13 protein-coding genes are annotated in these 14361 nt (G+C 65.9%); 9 read left to right on the top strand and 4 right to left on the bottom strand.

Annotated features, from left to right (window positions below):
* Positions 1 to 6 precede the first annotated feature (6 nt).
* Entirely contained in the window at positions 7 to 969 is a 963-nt protein-coding gene (gene ku / locus PDM28_RS00410) for a non-homologous end joining protein Ku (RefSeq protein WP_311183344.1), read from the bottom strand.
* A 102-nt stretch (positions 970 to 1071) separates the two neighbouring features.
* Positions 1072 to 1470 carry a hypothetical protein gene (locus PDM28_RS00405; RefSeq protein WP_102946931.1) on the bottom strand — a complete coding sequence of 133 codons (399 nt, stop codon included), beginning with the start codon at positions 1468 to 1470 and terminating at the stop codon, positions 1072 to 1074.
* Between the two features lie 179 nt (positions 1471 to 1649).
* Here PDM28_RS00405 and PDM28_RS00400 point away from each other — a divergent pair, with 179 nt between their 5' ends.
* Complete coding sequence (locus tag PDM28_RS00400) at positions 1650 to 1976, top strand: hypothetical protein (protein WP_311183343.1); 327 nt, start codon at positions 1650 to 1652, stop codon at positions 1974 to 1976.
* A 48-nt stretch (positions 1977 to 2024) separates the two neighbouring features.
* Here PDM28_RS00400 and PDM28_RS00395 read toward each other — a convergent pair whose 3' ends face one another.
* The gene (locus PDM28_RS00395) at positions 2025 to 4160 is read right to left on the bottom strand and encodes a TonB-dependent receptor family protein (RefSeq protein ID WP_311184738.1); all 2136 of its coding nucleotides are present in this window, start codon (positions 4158 to 4160) and stop codon (positions 2025 to 2027) included.
* A gap of 133 nt (positions 4161 to 4293) precedes the next feature.
* Here PDM28_RS00395 and PDM28_RS00390 point away from each other — a divergent pair, with 133 nt between their 5' ends.
* The 4 genes from PDM28_RS00390 (at position 4294) to PDM28_RS00375 (ending at position 8097) form a co-directional block, all read left to right on the top strand.
* The gene (locus PDM28_RS00390) at positions 4294 to 5496 is read left to right on the top strand and encodes an amino acid aminotransferase (RefSeq protein ID WP_311183342.1); all 1203 of its coding nucleotides are present in this window, start codon (positions 4294 to 4296) and stop codon (positions 5494 to 5496) included.
* Between the two features lie 148 nt (positions 5497 to 5644).
* Positions 5645 to 6658, top strand: coding sequence for a class 1 fructose-bisphosphatase (locus PDM28_RS00385; protein WP_070207817.1), 1014 nt, complete (start codon positions 5645 to 5647; stop codon positions 6656 to 6658).
* A gap of 89 nt (positions 6659 to 6747) precedes the next feature.
* The gene (locus PDM28_RS00380; protein WP_311183340.1) at positions 6748 to 7458 is read left to right on the top strand and encodes a 2OG-Fe(II) oxygenase; all 711 of its coding nucleotides are present in this window, start codon (positions 6748 to 6750) and stop codon (positions 7456 to 7458) included.
* Positions 7459 to 7785: 327 nt separating this feature from the next.
* Complete coding sequence (locus tag PDM28_RS00375; RefSeq protein ID WP_311183338.1) at positions 7786 to 8097, top strand: SymE family type I addiction module toxin; 312 nt, start codon at positions 7786 to 7788, stop codon at positions 8095 to 8097.
* Positions 8098 to 8110: 13 nt separating this feature from the next.
* Here PDM28_RS00375 and PDM28_RS00370 read toward each other — a convergent pair whose 3' ends face one another.
* On the bottom strand, positions 8111 to 8479 hold the full coding sequence (locus tag PDM28_RS00370) for a YfeK family protein (protein ID WP_102946926.1): 369 nt from the start codon (positions 8477 to 8479) through the stop codon (positions 8111 to 8113).
* 327 nt (positions 8480 to 8806) lie between these two features.
* Here PDM28_RS00370 and PDM28_RS00365 point away from each other — a divergent pair, with 327 nt between their 5' ends.
* The 4 genes from PDM28_RS00365 to PDM28_RS00350 all read left to right on the top strand — a co-directional run bounded on the left by PDM28_RS00365 (position 8807) and on the right by PDM28_RS00350 (position 14230).
* Positions 8807 to 9208, top strand: coding sequence for a hypothetical protein (locus PDM28_RS00365; protein ID WP_146033493.1), 402 nt, complete (start codon positions 8807 to 8809; stop codon positions 9206 to 9208).
* A gap of 88 nt (positions 9209 to 9296) precedes the next feature.
* Entirely contained in the window at positions 9297 to 9626 is a 330-nt protein-coding gene (locus PDM28_RS00360; protein ID WP_311183337.1) for a hypothetical protein, read from the top strand.
* Between the two features lie 30 nt (positions 9627 to 9656).
* Complete coding sequence (locus PDM28_RS00355; protein WP_102946923.1) at positions 9657 to 10274, top strand: CPBP family glutamic-type intramembrane protease; 618 nt, start codon at positions 9657 to 9659, stop codon at positions 10272 to 10274.
* 134 nt (positions 10275 to 10408) lie between these two features.
* The gene (locus tag PDM28_RS00350; RefSeq protein WP_311183336.1) at positions 10409 to 14230 is read left to right on the top strand and encodes a M48 family metalloprotease; all 3822 of its coding nucleotides are present in this window, start codon (positions 10409 to 10411) and stop codon (positions 14228 to 14230) included.
* Positions 14231 to 14361 lie beyond the last annotated feature (131 nt).

Below are 14361 nucleotides of genomic sequence, written 5' to 3'. Positions count from 1 at the left end.
GGTGGGTTATCCCGCCTTGCGCGTCGGCGCGCGTTTGGCGGCCGTCTTTTTCGTGGCCTTGGTTGCCTTGGTGGCCTTGCTCGCGGACTTGGTGGCCTTGGCTGCCTTTTTAGCCGGCTTGGCCTTCTTCACCACCTTCGAGACGGCCGCGCTTTTCTTGGCCGGGGTGCGCTTCTTGGCATCCAGGCTCTTCTGCAGCAGCGACATGAAGTCCACTACGTTGGTAGCGGCATCTTCACGCGGGGCCGGCTCGTCTTCCACCGTGGTGGTACCGCCCTTGGACTTGATGCGCTTGGTCAGCAGGGTCTGCAGGCGCTCGCGGAACTCATCGTGGTAATCGTCCGGCTTCCACTCGCCCGACATCGACTCGATCAGCTGCTCGGCCATTGCGGTTTCCTTGCTGCTGATCCGGTAGTCGGACAGCGAGCCTGTGGGGAGCTTGTGTTCTTCCGGATCCACCAGTTCCTGCGGATAGCGCAGGATCATCAGGACCAGGGCATCTTCATTCGGCATCACCGCACACAGGTATTCGCGGGTGCGCACCACCACGCGCGCAATGCCGACCTTGCCGGTGCTGCGCAGGGTCTCGCGCAGCAGCACATAGCCCTTCTCGGCCTTTTTGCCGGGTACCAGCAGGTAGGGTTTCTCGTAGTAGCGCGGGTCGATCTGGGACGCGTCAACGAAGGTTTCCACTTCCACCGTTTCATGGCTTTCCGGCGCGGCGGACTTTATGTCGCTCTCTTCCAGAACGACATAGCTGCCCTTGTCGTACTCGTAAGCCTTGACGATGTCTTTCCACGGCACTTCTTCGCCGGTGTCCGCATTCACCCGCTCGAAGCGGATCGGCTTCTTGTCGCGCGAATCGAGCATGCGGAACTGCAGGTCGACCTTGCGCTCGCCCGACATCAGCGAGACCGGCACGTTCAACAGCCCGAATGACAGGGTTCCGGTCCAGATCGGTCGGGCCATGGCGGCGCCACTCCAGTGCAGAGAGAGGCGCCAGCTTTAGCTCGGGGGGTGTGAAACGGTTGTGGTGGGGCTGTGTATCGGGTGTGTCTGGCACCGCGTGGGTTACTGCAGGGCGCCGTGGACGGCTGCTGCGGGCATGTGGTCGAGGGCCATCCAGGCGTCTTCCACGATGGCGCGCGCCTGCGACCAGCCGAGTCGCGACTGGCCACGCATCTGCTCCCAATGTTCGGCCAGCTCGCCGTCGGTGTCGTCGTCGTCGCCACGCGGCCAGTCGGCGTAGTGGGTGGTCAGCGCGAAGGTGTAGGCCGGGTACAGGTCTTTCCAGCTGCGCCTTCCCTGACTGCGGCGACGCTCGTAGTCGTTGCGCATGTACTGCAGGTAGTCCTGCGCCACCGCTTCGGGCTCTTCAGCGCGCGGGCGGCGGCCCCGCCGCGCACTCCGGTCCGGCTGCAGGTAGGCGTTGAACAGCACGGGGGCGTTGCGGCGATCCAGGCGGGGCATGACACGTCTCCGGCGAGGGTGGGGCTGGCAGGAATAGCCCCGGCGCCGTTATCCAGCCGTGACAGATGCGTTGTGGTGGTCTTGGCATTGCTTCACGTCGGCCATCCACCCGTGGTGCGTATGCTTTTTCCGCACGGCATCGGGCCGTGTTTCACCCTTTGTTTGTGGAGCCCATCACCATGCCACGCGATCCCCTGCGCGAAGCCACACCCCCGGTTCCCGGCGAACAGCGCGCCAAACATGACCTGCAGGACGCCGAAGACCGCGGCGCCGGCATGTCGCCTTCCGAAGCCCCCGAACACCTGCGCACCGGCGTCGACGAGGTCCACGCCTCGCGCGACCGCAAGGATCCTTCCGGCCAGCCGAACGCTGACTGCGAGGAACATCCGCACCACCGCGCCGCGCGCAAGGCGCATGAGAGCGACAACCAGGACGAGGCGCTGGAGGAGACATTCCCCGCCAGCGATCCTACGTCGCCGTTTGTACCGGCCAAGATTCCGAAGTGAATGCGAGCCTCCGGAACGGCACGACCAACGGTCGTGCCCTGCCGGAAATTACAGCCAGGCCCACTGCACGCCGACGCTGTAACGGCGGTCCGGGCCCGGCTCGAAGTAGCGCTGGTTGCCGTCGTTGACGATGACCGAGCCGATGTAGCGCTGGTCCAGTACGTTGTCGACCCGCGCGAAGACCCGCAGCGCGCCCTGTGCCAGGGTCCAGCGGCGCGCCGCTTCCAGGTTGAGCAGCGCATAGCCCGGCGCACTGTCCGTGGCCAGGTCGTTGACCACCGTATCGCTTGAGGCCACCACCTCGCCCGCCCACTGCCACGCGCCTGGCTGGTACTGCAGGCGGCCGAACCACTGCTGCTCCGGCACGCCCGGCAGGCGCGAGCCGGCCGGCACAGTGGTGTTCGGGGTGGCGCAGCCGGTACTGGCGCAGACCAGGTAGGGCTGGCGTACCGTCGCCTCCAGGTAGGTGTAGGCCAGGCTGGCCTCCAGCTCGGTGCTGATCGGGTAGAGCAGGGTGGCTTCCAGCCCCTGGCGACGGGTGCGCCCGATGTTGCGGTAGGTGCTGCGCCCGTTGGTGTTGCTGGCCACGGCCAGCTCGTCATCGGTATCGGCGCGGAACACAGCGGCCTCGAACGCCGCGCCGCCGCTGCCGCGCCACTTGGTGCCCAGCTCCAGGTTCCGGCTGCGCGCCGCCGACAGGTTCAGCGCCAGCCCGGGCGCGCCGTCGGCCCGGTAGCCCAGCTCGTTGAAGGTGGGCGTTTCAAATCCGCGCCCGGCCGAGGCATACACCCGCCATGCGTCGCTGGCATGGAACACCACGCCCGCTACCGGGGTGGTGGCCGAGTAGTCGCGCGCGCCGCTGTCGTCCGGGTTGCGCGCGGTGATGTAGTGGTCGTTGGAGCGGAAGCGCACCTCGCTGTGGCGCACGCCGAGCAGCAGCGACCAGCGCGGCGCCCACTGCCAGAACGCCTGCGCGAACTGGTCCACGTTGCGCACCCGGTCGCTCTGGTCGCGCCGCAGCGCGCCACGCACGCCCAGCTCGGACCCCACGAAATTCTCGTAACCGCGCCGATCCTGCTGCTGTTGGTCGGCATTGGCGCCGATCACCACTTCCAGCGGCCGCCCCGCCCAGTGGCCCTGCCAGCCCCAGTGCAGGTCCAGCCCACCGTAGCCTCCCTCCAGATCGATCACCCCACCGGCATGCAGCGGGTTGGCCTGCGGCCCCGGCGGGATGGCCAGGTACTGCTCCACGCTGCGCTGCCCGGCATAGCCCATGGCGCGCCAGGTCTGCGCGCCTTCGGTGCGGGTGAACACCAGTCCGGCCTGGGCCTGGCGCGCGGACTTGCGGGTGTTGTACTGGGTGGCCACGGCCGTGGCCTGCCGAGGATCCTGCCGCACCTGCTCGCGGGTCAGGCCCAGCGGGTCCTGGGCGTCGGGGGAATCGAAGTAGTTGAGCACCAGGTCCAGCGTGCCACCGGCCACGTCCGTGCCCAGCCGCGCGTTGACCGACTCGCGCCGCGCGGCGCTGTGGTCGCGCCAGCCGTCGGTGCGGAAATGGTTGGCCGCCACGTTGTAGCGCACCGGCCCCTGCTCGCCGCGCAGCTGCGCGCCGGTGCTGAGGGTGCCGTCGCTGCCGCCGGCCATCCGCACCCGCCAGGGGTCCCCGGCCTGCCCGTCGGCGCTCCAGATCTGCACCACGCCGCCCGAGGAGTTGCCGTACAGCGCCGAGAACGGCCCGCGCAGCACCTCCACCCGCTGTGCCGAGAGCATGCTGGCGTGGGACAGCTGGCCCTGGCCGTCGGGCATGGTGGCCGGAACCCCGTCCACCAGCACCCGCACCCCGCGCACGCCGAAGGTGGAACGCGCGCCAAACCCGCGGATCGACAGCTGGGTGTCCTGGGCCAGGTTCTGCCGATCACGCGCCACCACGCCGGGCACCCCGCTCAAAGCGTCAGCGATCTGGGCCAGGTTTCCATTGACGTCGTCATCCAGCCAGACCGTGCTGATCGAGGCCGGCAGGTCCACATCGGCCACCTGCTGGCCCCGCGCAGCCTGCACCTGAACCGTGGGCAGGCGCTCGATGGAGCCGGGCGGAAGCGCGGTGGCCTGGGCCTGTGCCAGGTTCGGCAGGGCCGTGGCCGAAAGCAGCGCACACGCGTGCGCCAGGGGGGTCAAACGAAAGATATTCAGAGGGGGCTCTCCGGAAAACAGGTACCGCACGACAGGGTACGGACTTCAACGTGACGGCAGGCGCCGCGCCCCCGCTGCGGCTTTGTTACGATGCGGTCCCCCCCTCCGTCATCGAAAGAGTACCGCCGTGTCCTTCTTTGCAAATGTGGAACTGGTCCCGGGCGACCCGATCCTGGGTCTGACCGAAGCGTACAACGCCGACAGCCGACCCACCAAGGTCAACCTGGGCGTGGGCATCTACTACGACGAAAGCGGCCGTATTCCGCTGCTTCGCGCCGTGAAGCAGATCGAGCAGCAGCTGGCCAACGAGGCCAAGCCGCGCGGCTACCTGCCCATCGACGGCCTGCCCGCCTACAACCAGGCCACCCGCGAACTGGTGTTCGGCAAAGACTCCCCGCTGCTGGCTGCCGGCCGCGTGGCGACCTCGCAGACCATTGGTGGCAGCGGCGCCCTGCGCGTTGGCGCGGACCTGCTGCACCGCCTGCTGCCGCACGCCACCATCGCCATCAGCAACCCCAGCTGGGAAAACCACCGCGCGGTGTTCGGCGCGGCCGGCTTCGAAGTGGTGGAATACAGCTACTTCGACCCGAAGACCCACGGCGTGGACTTCGACGCCATGGTGGCCGACCTGAACAAGCTGCAGCCGGGCACCGTGGTGCTGCTGCATGCCTGCTGCCACAACCCCACCGGCGCCGACCTCACCGTGGCCCAGTGGAAGCAGGTGGCCGAGCTGCTGAAGGAACGCCAGCTGTTCCCCTTCATCGACATGGCCTACCAGGGCTTCGACAAGGGCATCGAACAGGACGGCGCGGCCGTGCGCATCATTGCCGAGGCCGGCATCGACAGCTTCGTGGTCGCCAACTCGTACTCCAAGTCGTTCTCGCTGTACGGCGAACGCATTGGCGCGCTGTCGATCGTGGCGCCCACCGCTGACGCGGCCAAGGCCGTGCAGTCGCAGGTCAAGCGCATCATCCGCACCATCTACTCCAGCCCGTCCAACCACGGCGCTGCACTGGTGGCCGGCGTGCTGACCAGCCCCGAGCTGCGCCAGCTGTGGGAGCAGGAACTGACCGAAATGCGCGAGCGCATCCACGCCCTGCGCCATGGCCTGGTAGACAAGCTGGTGGCCGCCGGTGCACCGGAGTTCGCCTTCATCAACGACCAGGCCGGCATGTTCTCGTACTCGGGCCTGAGCCGCCCGCAGGTGGACCGCCTGCGCGACGAGTACGGCATCTATGCCGTCGGCACCGGCCGCATCTGCGTGGCCGCGCTCAACCAGGGCAACCTGGAGTACGTGGCCAAGGCCGTGGCGACCGTCGCCAAGGGCTGAGCTTCGTAACGGTTTGAACACAACGGCCGCCCAGTGCGGCCGTTGTTGTATCTGGCCGCCATGAAACCGTTTACGGGGAAACCTGCCTCGTAATACCGCCAGCGACGGGCCACAATACGGCCCCCGAAATGTCTTTGGCAGCCATTCCATGTCCCGTACGTCGCTTACCCGGTACCTCATCGAAGAGCAGCACGCCGGCCGCATCAACGCCGACCTGCGCCAGCTCATTGCAGTGGTGGGCCGCGCCTGCACCAACATCTCCATCGCGGTCAGCAAGGGCGCGCTGGGTGGCGTACTCGGCGATGCAGGCACCGGCAACGTACAGGGCGAAGCGCAGAAGAAACTGGACGTCATCAGCAACGAGATCCTTCTCGAAGCCAACGCCTGGGGCGGCCACCTCGCCGCCTGCGCCTCCGAGGAAATGGACCACTGCCAGCCGGTGCCGGACACCTACCCGCGCGGCGACTTCCTGCTCCTGTTCGATCCCCTGGACGGCAGCTCCAACATCGACGTGAACGTCTCGGTCGGCACCATCTTCTCGGTGCTGCGCAGCCCGGCCGGTACCGAGCAGCCCACCGACGCCAGCTTCCTGCAGCCGGGCACCGCCCAGATTGCCGCCGGCTACTGCATCTATGGTCCCAGCACCCAGATGGTGCTGACCACCGGCCACGGCACCCACTCTTTCACCCTGGACCGTGAAACCGGCGAGTTCGTGCTGACCCAGCGCGGCATGCAGATTCCCGAAGACACCCAGGAATTCGCCATCAACATGTCCAACCAGCGGCACTGGGAAGCCCCCATGCAGGGCTACGTGCAGGACCTGCTGGCCGGCAAGGAAGGCGCGCGCGGCAAGAACTTCAACATGCGCTGGATCGCCAGCATGGTGGCGGACGTGCACCGCATCCTTACCCGCGGCGGCATCTTCATCTACCCGTGGGACAAGAAAGACCCGGGCAAGGCCGGCAAGCTGCGCCTGATGTACGAAGCCAACCCGATGGGCCTGCTGGTGGAACAGGCCGGCGGCGCCGCCACCACCGGCCGCGAGCGCATCCTGGACATCCAGCCGGACCAGCTGCACCAGCGCGTGCCGGTGTTCCTGGGTTCGCGCAACGAAGTGGCCGAAGCCACCCGTTACCACCGCGAGCACGACGCGCAGGCCTGACCGCGCGCCACCCCGTTGCCACATGGCAACGGGGTGACACGTGCACCAACACAGGTCACCATCGGGCTCAAACGCCCACGGATGACCCCATGACGGCCGAAACACCGCGCGACTTCATCGAAGTAATCCACAACGCCATTCCCGCCGACGCCTGCGCCGCCATCTTGGCCCAGATGCGAGCCAGCGCACAGTTGGTGCCCGGCGAGGTTGGCAGCGGCGTCTTCCCGGAACTCAAGCACAGCAAGGATCTCCGTATCAGCGGCCGCCCGGAATGGCGCCAGGTGGAAATCCAGCTGCAGCAGGCAGTATTCAGCGGGGTTTTGAGTTATCTACGCCGTTATCCACAGGCGCTGATTTCTCCGCTCATGTTGCAGGTCCAAGACACCGATGGCAGCGCACGCCGCCTGCGCGCCGATGATTTTCCCGGCATGGACGACAACGCGCTCTCCGAACTGGCCCGCACGTGCCTGCGCCCGGGCGCCATCAACCTGCAGTGGTATGCGGCAGGCGAGGGCGGCTACCCCTACTGGCATTGCGAGCTGTATCCGCGAGACCCCGCAGGAGAGACCCTGCATCGCCACCTGCTATGGACGCTGTACCTCAATGACGAATTCGACGCGGGGGAAACCGAATTCCTGTTCCAGGAGCGGAAGATCGCGCCACGCACCGGCAGCCTGCTGATCGCGCCCACGGCCTTCACGCACACCCACCGGGGGAACCGCCCCGAGGGCGGGGACAAGTTCATTGCGACAAGCTGGATCCTGTTCCAGAACGCACAGAAGCTGTTTGGCGCTGGGTGAGAACTGCGACCGCGTTCACATGTGAATACAGCATTTTGGATGCTGCACGGGTCAGACGCGTCAATCAGTAGGCGCCGTCTATCGAAACGGAAAAATCAACAGAAACAAACGCTTTGTGTTTCCCGCTCGATCTCCGCAAGGTTCGCGCCGGAGCGCAAAAACTCCAAAGCAACCAAACTTGTGGATAACCCATGTCGGGAGGGCGGCTAATACAAGACCCTCCACGGGGGAATACGCCCGCCGATCGGTTGCTTTCGGTTTTTGACCTCCCGACGCCCTCGCCCTTACCGGCGAGGGCCATTCCCTGTTGGAATTGGAGGTACATCCATGAATGCGAACTTGAAGCAGGTTCACCCGGACGACAGCCGGCTCACTCCCCGCGACGAGACCTTGAAGGCCGTCCAGCTCCGCAGCGTACGCGCTGTGCCGCAGATCAACGCCCTCGACCGCGACGAGTACGGCCCCATCCCCTTCGTGATGATCCGCGGCGCCTGGCTGCGTGGCCTGGGGTTCGAGGTGGGGTCGGAGATCAGGATCGAGGGCAGGGTCGACGAGATCACCGTGCGGCCGAACTGGCGCGATGCGCCGCCCGAAAATGCCAAAGTGCTCGCTGTGAGATACGGCGAGGTCGCGGACTGAGAGGAGCCCGGGTTCAGCGCGTCCGCAGCGCCTGCAGCCGCGCGCCAAACCACGACGCCGCAGTCTGCTCGGGCTGCCCCGGGCAGGCGATCCGGTAGGGCTTGCCGCTCATGCTGCTGCGGCTGGCCGCCCGCTCGATGAACTGCTCGGCGGTATCCACCTTGTCCTTCTTGAGCAGGTAGTCGTACTTGCGCTGCAGGTGCGCCCGGGCTTCGGCAGCATCGTGCCAGCTGCCGTTGCGCTGGAAGCGGCAGGTTGAACCGTCCAAGGCGCCGATCAAGGACTCGATTTCGCCGCGCGCCGCTTCGCTCGGCGCGGCTGTCGCACTGCCGGTGAGCGCCGTTTGAGCTATTGCCATGGCCAGGATCAATCTGATCTTCATCGGGTTAGCTCCGCCAGTCATACTTGAATCGGATAATGTGCTACTTCTCGCATCGCAAGTGAAGGATCACGCATGAAGCACAGCGAGAAGGGCCAGTGGTGACGGGGCAGAGCGTGCCTTACCGCAGCTACACGTTGGTGAAGCAGTTTGCCACTCCCCAGGGCTGTATAGCAGGGCTCTACCCGTTGTGAGTTATCGACCTCTTTGATCTGGTAAGTACAAATTCTGGGGCTTTTTCAAGTGACTGTATCGCTTCACCCCGCCAGGATGCTGGGCAACTGGACACACACAGATCCGAGCGTATGCGAGTTCCAGCATGGCTCAACCATGATCTACGTGGAGTACGACGCTGCCCATCCGATGGATCAGCAACTGAGCATCGCGCAGATCAGTGTAGATAGCGCTTTCGCTGACGTCAGTCACGCTTTGGCCAAAGCAGAGGAGGTCTCGTCGGCGAAGTATCCGGCGTTCTGGAGACAAGCACGTCGGATTGGTCTGCGACAAAGCCCTCTCGCAGTGTTTGCTGTTCGCTACCTGATTTCCGAGACGCTTCCCATGTACGAGATATCATGGAATCCGTCCTTCGAACCCGAGGAAGGTCTTGACTACTCTGACGAATGGATTGAAGAAGTGGTGCGTGTTGAGCTTCCAGAAGACTTGGATTTTATCCACATAGCTCGCATGGGCAACGGCCAGTTCCAACCGGTTGAGCGGATCAGGAAAAAGTAGCCTTCAGCAGCCCAGGCGGACCTGACAGCATTAATCGGCGTTTCTTGGGAATGGCCAAATTTTCAGAAGTGATCACAAGGAGCGTGGAATGAGTTGGTACACGATCGTCCAAGTGTCGAACGTCGGGGACTTAGAGGTTGCGTTCGAAACTGTGGAAGCCGAGGTTGCTTCTAACTTGAAGCGCGACGGTGTTCATCCGGACGTGCTCGATCAGCTGCGTAAATCCTTTGAACAGGGCGAGGCTAGCTGCAACCTACACCCCGCTTATCTCCAGACCCTTTTTGCAGAGATGGCCCCATTGGTTACCGATGGGATGCTGGAGGTGCGGTGTCTTGGTGAAGAGTTCAAGTCAACCTGGATCATGAGCATCAAGGAGGGGCGCGTTAGCTTCAGGGTTGGGCCTTGGGACGATGAATGATCCAGATCGACCTCTTCTGTGAGTCCTTCCGTGGCTTCATTCTGGCGGCCTGTCAGCAAACCCGAGAACAGGATCTTCGTCGCGGCCATCGCAACCATCGCCGTTGGCGCGGGACAGGGATTGCTCAACGCGTTCGACGTCTTCGGTTCGAAGGCGATGACGGAGCTGGCCGCCTTCCTGGTCTGCATGTGGCTGTTCCCCCGTGAGGAGCGCGCGGCATGGTCGGGGAAGCTTGTCCTGATCCTGGTTTCGCTTGGCCTTCTGGGCGGTGCTCTCTGGGTAGCGTTCGTAGGCTATCCGGACCGGCACAACCCGCAGTGGCTGACATGGGACAAGGTCCCGGTCGCCTACTACCTGCTTGGTCTGGTTACGGGCTGTATTGTCGCGCCCCTGTTCGAGGAAAAGGTGGTCAGGCACCTGCTGCGGTCCGGCTCTGCGCATTACCTCGGCAGATTCCTCGCTTCCCTGGGCGTTAGTGCCTTGTTCGCATGGGTCCACACCGATGCAATGGTGTCTGCCTTCCTCGTCTCGGTGGCCCTCTGCGCCAGCGTGTACTCATTCAAGCTGGATACCCTGCAGCGGGCGGTTATCCACGGGGTAATCAACCTGGTGATTACACACTGGGTTCCGGTCTATCCAAATCTGTAATCAGATAAAGGCCTGGGCCTATATCGCACCCGCCAGACAAAGTGCACAATCGCCCCGGGACCGGGCATGACGCCGGGTACGTTCCGCGCCATGTCCGGGGGGACCGCGCGGGGCACTACAACAGGGGGATGATCATGTTGGATTCGCTTTATCCGGCGGGGCCTTCGGCCGTGCCTGCTCAGTTGACCGCACCCAGCTCCGCGTACCGACGCCATGCATGGCTTGCGGTGGCCGGCCTGCTGAGTTTCGCCGCTGCCTACTTTGCCCTGATGGGCTGGTTTGGCTGGACCGCGTTCCGTGTACTCCGCACGCTTGTGTCCGGCGAGGGCGGCAACACGCTGGTGAACATCATCGTGGGCGTGTGCGCGCTGTTCCTGGCCGCGTTCATGGCCAAGGGGCTGATCTTCCTCAAGCGTGGCCAGGCCTCCAAGGAGCTGGAGCTCAAGCCGGCCGACCAGCCCGAGCTGTTCGCATTCCTGCGCCGCCTGGCCGACGAGGCCGGCGCGCCGCGGCCCAAGCGCGTGTATCTGTCCTCGCGGGTCAACGCCGGAGTCTTCTACGACCTTTCGCTGTTCAACCTGCTGCTGCCCTCGCGCAAGAACCTGGACATCGGGCTGGCGCTGGTCAATGCGCTGAACCTGACCGAGTTCAAGGCGGTGCTGGGCCATGAGTTCGGCCACTTCGCGCAGCGCACGATGGCGGTGGGGCGCTGGGTGTACGTGGCCCACCAGATCGCCAGCCAGCTGGTGGCCCGGCGCGATGCGCTGGATACCTTCCTGGCCGGCCTTTCGCGTACGGACTTCCGCATCGCCTGGGTGGGCTGGCTGCTCTCGCTCGTGGTCTGGGCCATCCGCTCGCTGGTGGACACCGCCTTCAGCGTGGTCGCGCTGTCCGAGCGTGCCCTGTCGCGCGAGATGGAGTACCAGGCCGACCTGGTGGCCGCCTCGCTGGCCGGCAGCGATGCGCTGGTGCATGCCCTGCACCGGCTGGGCGCGGCGGACGAAGCTTGGGACCGGTCGGTGGCCTTCGCCTCGCGCGAGTTCGAGGCCGGCCGTGCCGTGGCCGACCTGTTCGCGGTGCAGACGCGGATGCTCGCCAACCTGCGCCGGGTGTCGCCCGACCCGCTGTATGCCGATCCACCGCAGCTGCCGGAGAGCGACCGCGAGCAGCATCGCGTGTTCCGCAGTGCGATGGTGCGCGTGCCGCAGATGTGGTCCACGCATCCGGCCAACGCCGACCGCGAAAACAACCTGAAGCGACGTTACGTGGCGGCTGCCATCGACGAACGCCCTGCCATGCTGCTGTTCCGCGATGCGGACGCGCTCCGGCACCAGATCACCCGCGACATGCTCCGCGAGACGCCGCCGGCCTTCGCCGACGGTGCGGAAACGCTGAGCCGGCTCGACGCCGAGTTCGACATCCGCGCCATGCACCATCGCTACCAGGGAACCTACCTGCGTCGCTCCTTCGTGCGTGGTGTCGCCACGCCAGCCGAGCTGTTCCTGCGTACGCTGACGCCGCTGGACAACACCGAGGTGCGCGAGCGCATTGCCGGCCTGTATGCAGCCCGGCATGGCCAGGCACTGCAGCAGCTGCGCGTGCTGGAAGAAGAGCGCGCGACGCTGGACGCCGCCCGATTGGGTCACCTGCGTGCGTCGGGAAACCGCGTGCATTGGCGCGGCCAGGTGCTGGACGCCCGGCGCCTCGGCCCGGCCATCGCGACCCTGGATGCAGAGATCGCACCGCTGCGCCAGGCCGTCGTCCAGCACGACCAGGAGTGCCGCAGCCTGCACCGGCTGGCCGCGCGCCGCAACAGCGAGGGCTGGGAAGCGGTGCTGGAAGGCCAGGTCGCCCTGCTGCACTTCTGCGAACACGTGGAGGCGGACCTGCGCGATGTGTACGGGGTCTTCGTCAACACGCTGCACGTGGTGACGGCCGACAAGCGCGTTTCCGACAAGGAGATGCGCCGACTGCTCGGTGACGCCGATCGCGTGCAGCGCGCCCTCGAATTCATCTACGGCCGCGCCGGGGACTGCGTCGTCGACGCGACCGTGGTCGAGCACGGTGGCCAGCCCCTGGCGCAGGCGCTGGGCGAGCTGGGCCTGCTCGGACCATCGCAGCAGAACATCAACGACTGGGTGCAGCGCGCGGGCGGTTGGGTTGCGCATACCTGCGGCACACTCTCACTGCTGCGCGCGGCGGCGCTGGAGGCGCTGCTGGCGAACGAAGACGCCGTGGTCGGGCGCCTGGATTCCGGCGAGGCGGCGCCCGCCGCACCGACGCCGTCGCGGGTTCCCGCGGGCTACCCGGTGCTGGTCCCCGGCCAGGAGCGCAAGCTGCAGACCAAGCTGGGCTGGTGGGATCGATTCCAGACCGCCGACGGCTGGGCGGCCAGCGTCGTGCGTGCGTCGGTTGCGGCGGCCATCGTGGTCGGCGTGCTGGTGTTCGGCATGCACACCGGCACCGCGACGGTCTCGCTGTACAACGGCCTGGCCACAGCGGTGCGGGTGACCGTCGACGGCACTACGGTCGCGCTGCAGCCGCAGCAGAGCGCCACCATGGACGTGGCACCGGGGACCGCGCACAAGGTGGTCACGCACAGCGCGGACGGGCAGCTGATCGAGTCCTTCGACAGTGAGCGCATGCCTGGCCGTTCGCACTTCACGTACAACGTGGCCGGTGCGGCGCCGCTGGTGGAGTGGACGGCGGTCTATGGCGGTGCAGAGGGCGCCCCTGAGCGCAAGCTGGGTGCGCAGCGCTGGTCGGCCACCGATGCCGACGTCGTGCTGGAGACGCCGCCGACCTCCATTTCGACCAAGTATGGAACCGGAGGCACCCGTTCGGTGCTGACGGCCATGGGCGATCTGTCTCCGCAGCAGCAGCTGGGCTTCGTCAACAGCGACGAGCAGCGTGCGGCCCTGGTCATGGCCCATGCGCGCTGGGATGCGCCGGGCTCGCGCCACCTGACAACGTGGCTTTCTGCAGCTGCGATGTACTCGGACAACATGCCGGGCCTCATTGCAGATCGACTGACGCGGTATCCCGAGGACGTGGCGACGCTGCGCATGGAGCAGGAGCTCGGCGAGGGCCAAGCGCACGAGGCAGTGTGTGCTCGCCAGCGGCAGATGTCCGAGCGTAAACCGGAGTCTTCGTCGCTGGCCTATCTGGCGGTGCGCTGCATGGCTGATGGTCCGGAGCAGGACGAGGCGTTCTCCGCTGGACATCGCCGCTGGCCGCAGGAGCCGTGGTTCGCGCTTGCGAGCGGTTACGTGCTTGCCGCTCGCGGCGACTGGGCCGGCGCCAACGAGGTCCTGTCGAAGTCGGCGATGTCGGAGCAGACGGCGGAGTTCGTGGCACCGGAGTTGGCACGCATCAAACGCATGCTGGGCGCCAGCCCGGGCGAGATCGAGTCGCTGGCGTCCCAGTCGGCCCACCTGACCAACATGTTGGCGCTCGACAGCGGCGAGGCTACCGGCTCGCCGTACGATGCCTATCTACCGCTTGGGCGGGGCGAGTACGCGCAGGCGCTGGAATTGGCGCAGGCCGATGCCGAACTGTTGCCCCGCATGGTTCGCCTGGTTGCCGCGTCCGATGGCGCGTCGGCCGACGTGGCCGAGAAGGCATGGGGGCTCCCGGCCGAAGCGGGTGTGGATGGGGATTCCATCTGGACCATGTGGGCACTGGCGTTGCGGCACGGCCGCGATGAAGCAACGTGGCGCGAGAAGGTACTGGCCACCGACCCGGACGAGGCGGCTCGCATGGTGGCGTTCGTGGATGCCGTGCGGGCAAACGCCTCCGTACAGCAGGCCGAGGCCGTGCTTGGCCACGTCAATCCGAGCAACCGCGGCTACGCCTATACCGTTGCAGCCGTAGTGCGCGGCCAATCGTGCCCGCAGGTATGGCGCGAAGGGGCCAAGCGCCTGCTGTTCGGTTCGGAGCGTCCGCACCTGATGTGAGATGGTCAACGTGCGCCGGGCAGGTTGCCTGGCGCACGTCCGGGTTGGTGCAGCGGGGCAAGCCGCTCAAGGTTTGTCTCTGTAATTGGAATATTATAACATTCCGGTCCATTTTCCCCGCGAAGGAGAAC

This window comes from Stenotrophomonas aracearum (assembly GCF_031834615.1).
GTDB lineage: Bacteria > Pseudomonadota > Gammaproteobacteria > Xanthomonadales > Xanthomonadaceae > Stenotrophomonas > Stenotrophomonas aracearum.
Note: the sequence above shows the minus strand (reverse complement) of the source record. Positions and strands in the feature narration are given on the sequence as shown.

What these genes read in the sequence shown, in the direction of transcription:
- ku (WP_311183344.1), bottom strand. Translation starts at nt 969, where the DNA reads ATGGCCCGACCGATCTGGACCGGAACCCTGTCATTCGGGCTGTTGAAC.
- PDM28_RS00405 (WP_102946931.1), bottom strand. Translation starts at nt 1,470, where the DNA reads ATGCCCCGCCTGGATCGCCGCAACGCCCCCGTGCTGTTCAACGCCTAC.
- PDM28_RS00400 (WP_311183343.1), top strand. Translation starts at nt 1,650, where the DNA reads ATGCCACGCGATCCCCTGCGCGAAGCCACACCCCCGGTTCCCGGCGAA.
- PDM28_RS00385 (WP_070207817.1), top strand. Translation starts at nt 5,645, where the DNA reads ATGTCCCGTACGTCGCTTACCCGGTACCTCATCGAAGAGCAGCACGCC.
- PDM28_RS00380 (WP_311183340.1), top strand. Translation starts at nt 6,748, where the DNA reads ATGACGGCCGAAACACCGCGCGACTTCATCGAAGTAATCCACAACGCC.
- PDM28_RS00375 (WP_311183338.1), top strand. Translation starts at nt 7,786, where the DNA reads ATGAATGCGAACTTGAAGCAGGTTCACCCGGACGACAGCCGGCTCACT.
- PDM28_RS00370 (WP_102946926.1), bottom strand. Translation starts at nt 8,479, where the DNA reads ATGAAGATCAGATTGATCCTGGCCATGGCAATAGCTCAAACGGCGCTC.
- PDM28_RS00365 (WP_146033493.1), top strand. Translation starts at nt 8,807, where the DNA reads ATGATCTACGTGGAGTACGACGCTGCCCATCCGATGGATCAGCAACTG.
- PDM28_RS00360 (WP_311183337.1), top strand. Translation starts at nt 9,297, where the DNA reads ATGAGTTGGTACACGATCGTCCAAGTGTCGAACGTCGGGGACTTAGAG.
- PDM28_RS00350 (WP_311183336.1), top strand. Translation starts at nt 10,409, where the DNA reads ATGTTGGATTCGCTTTATCCGGCGGGGCCTTCGGCCGTGCCTGCTCAG.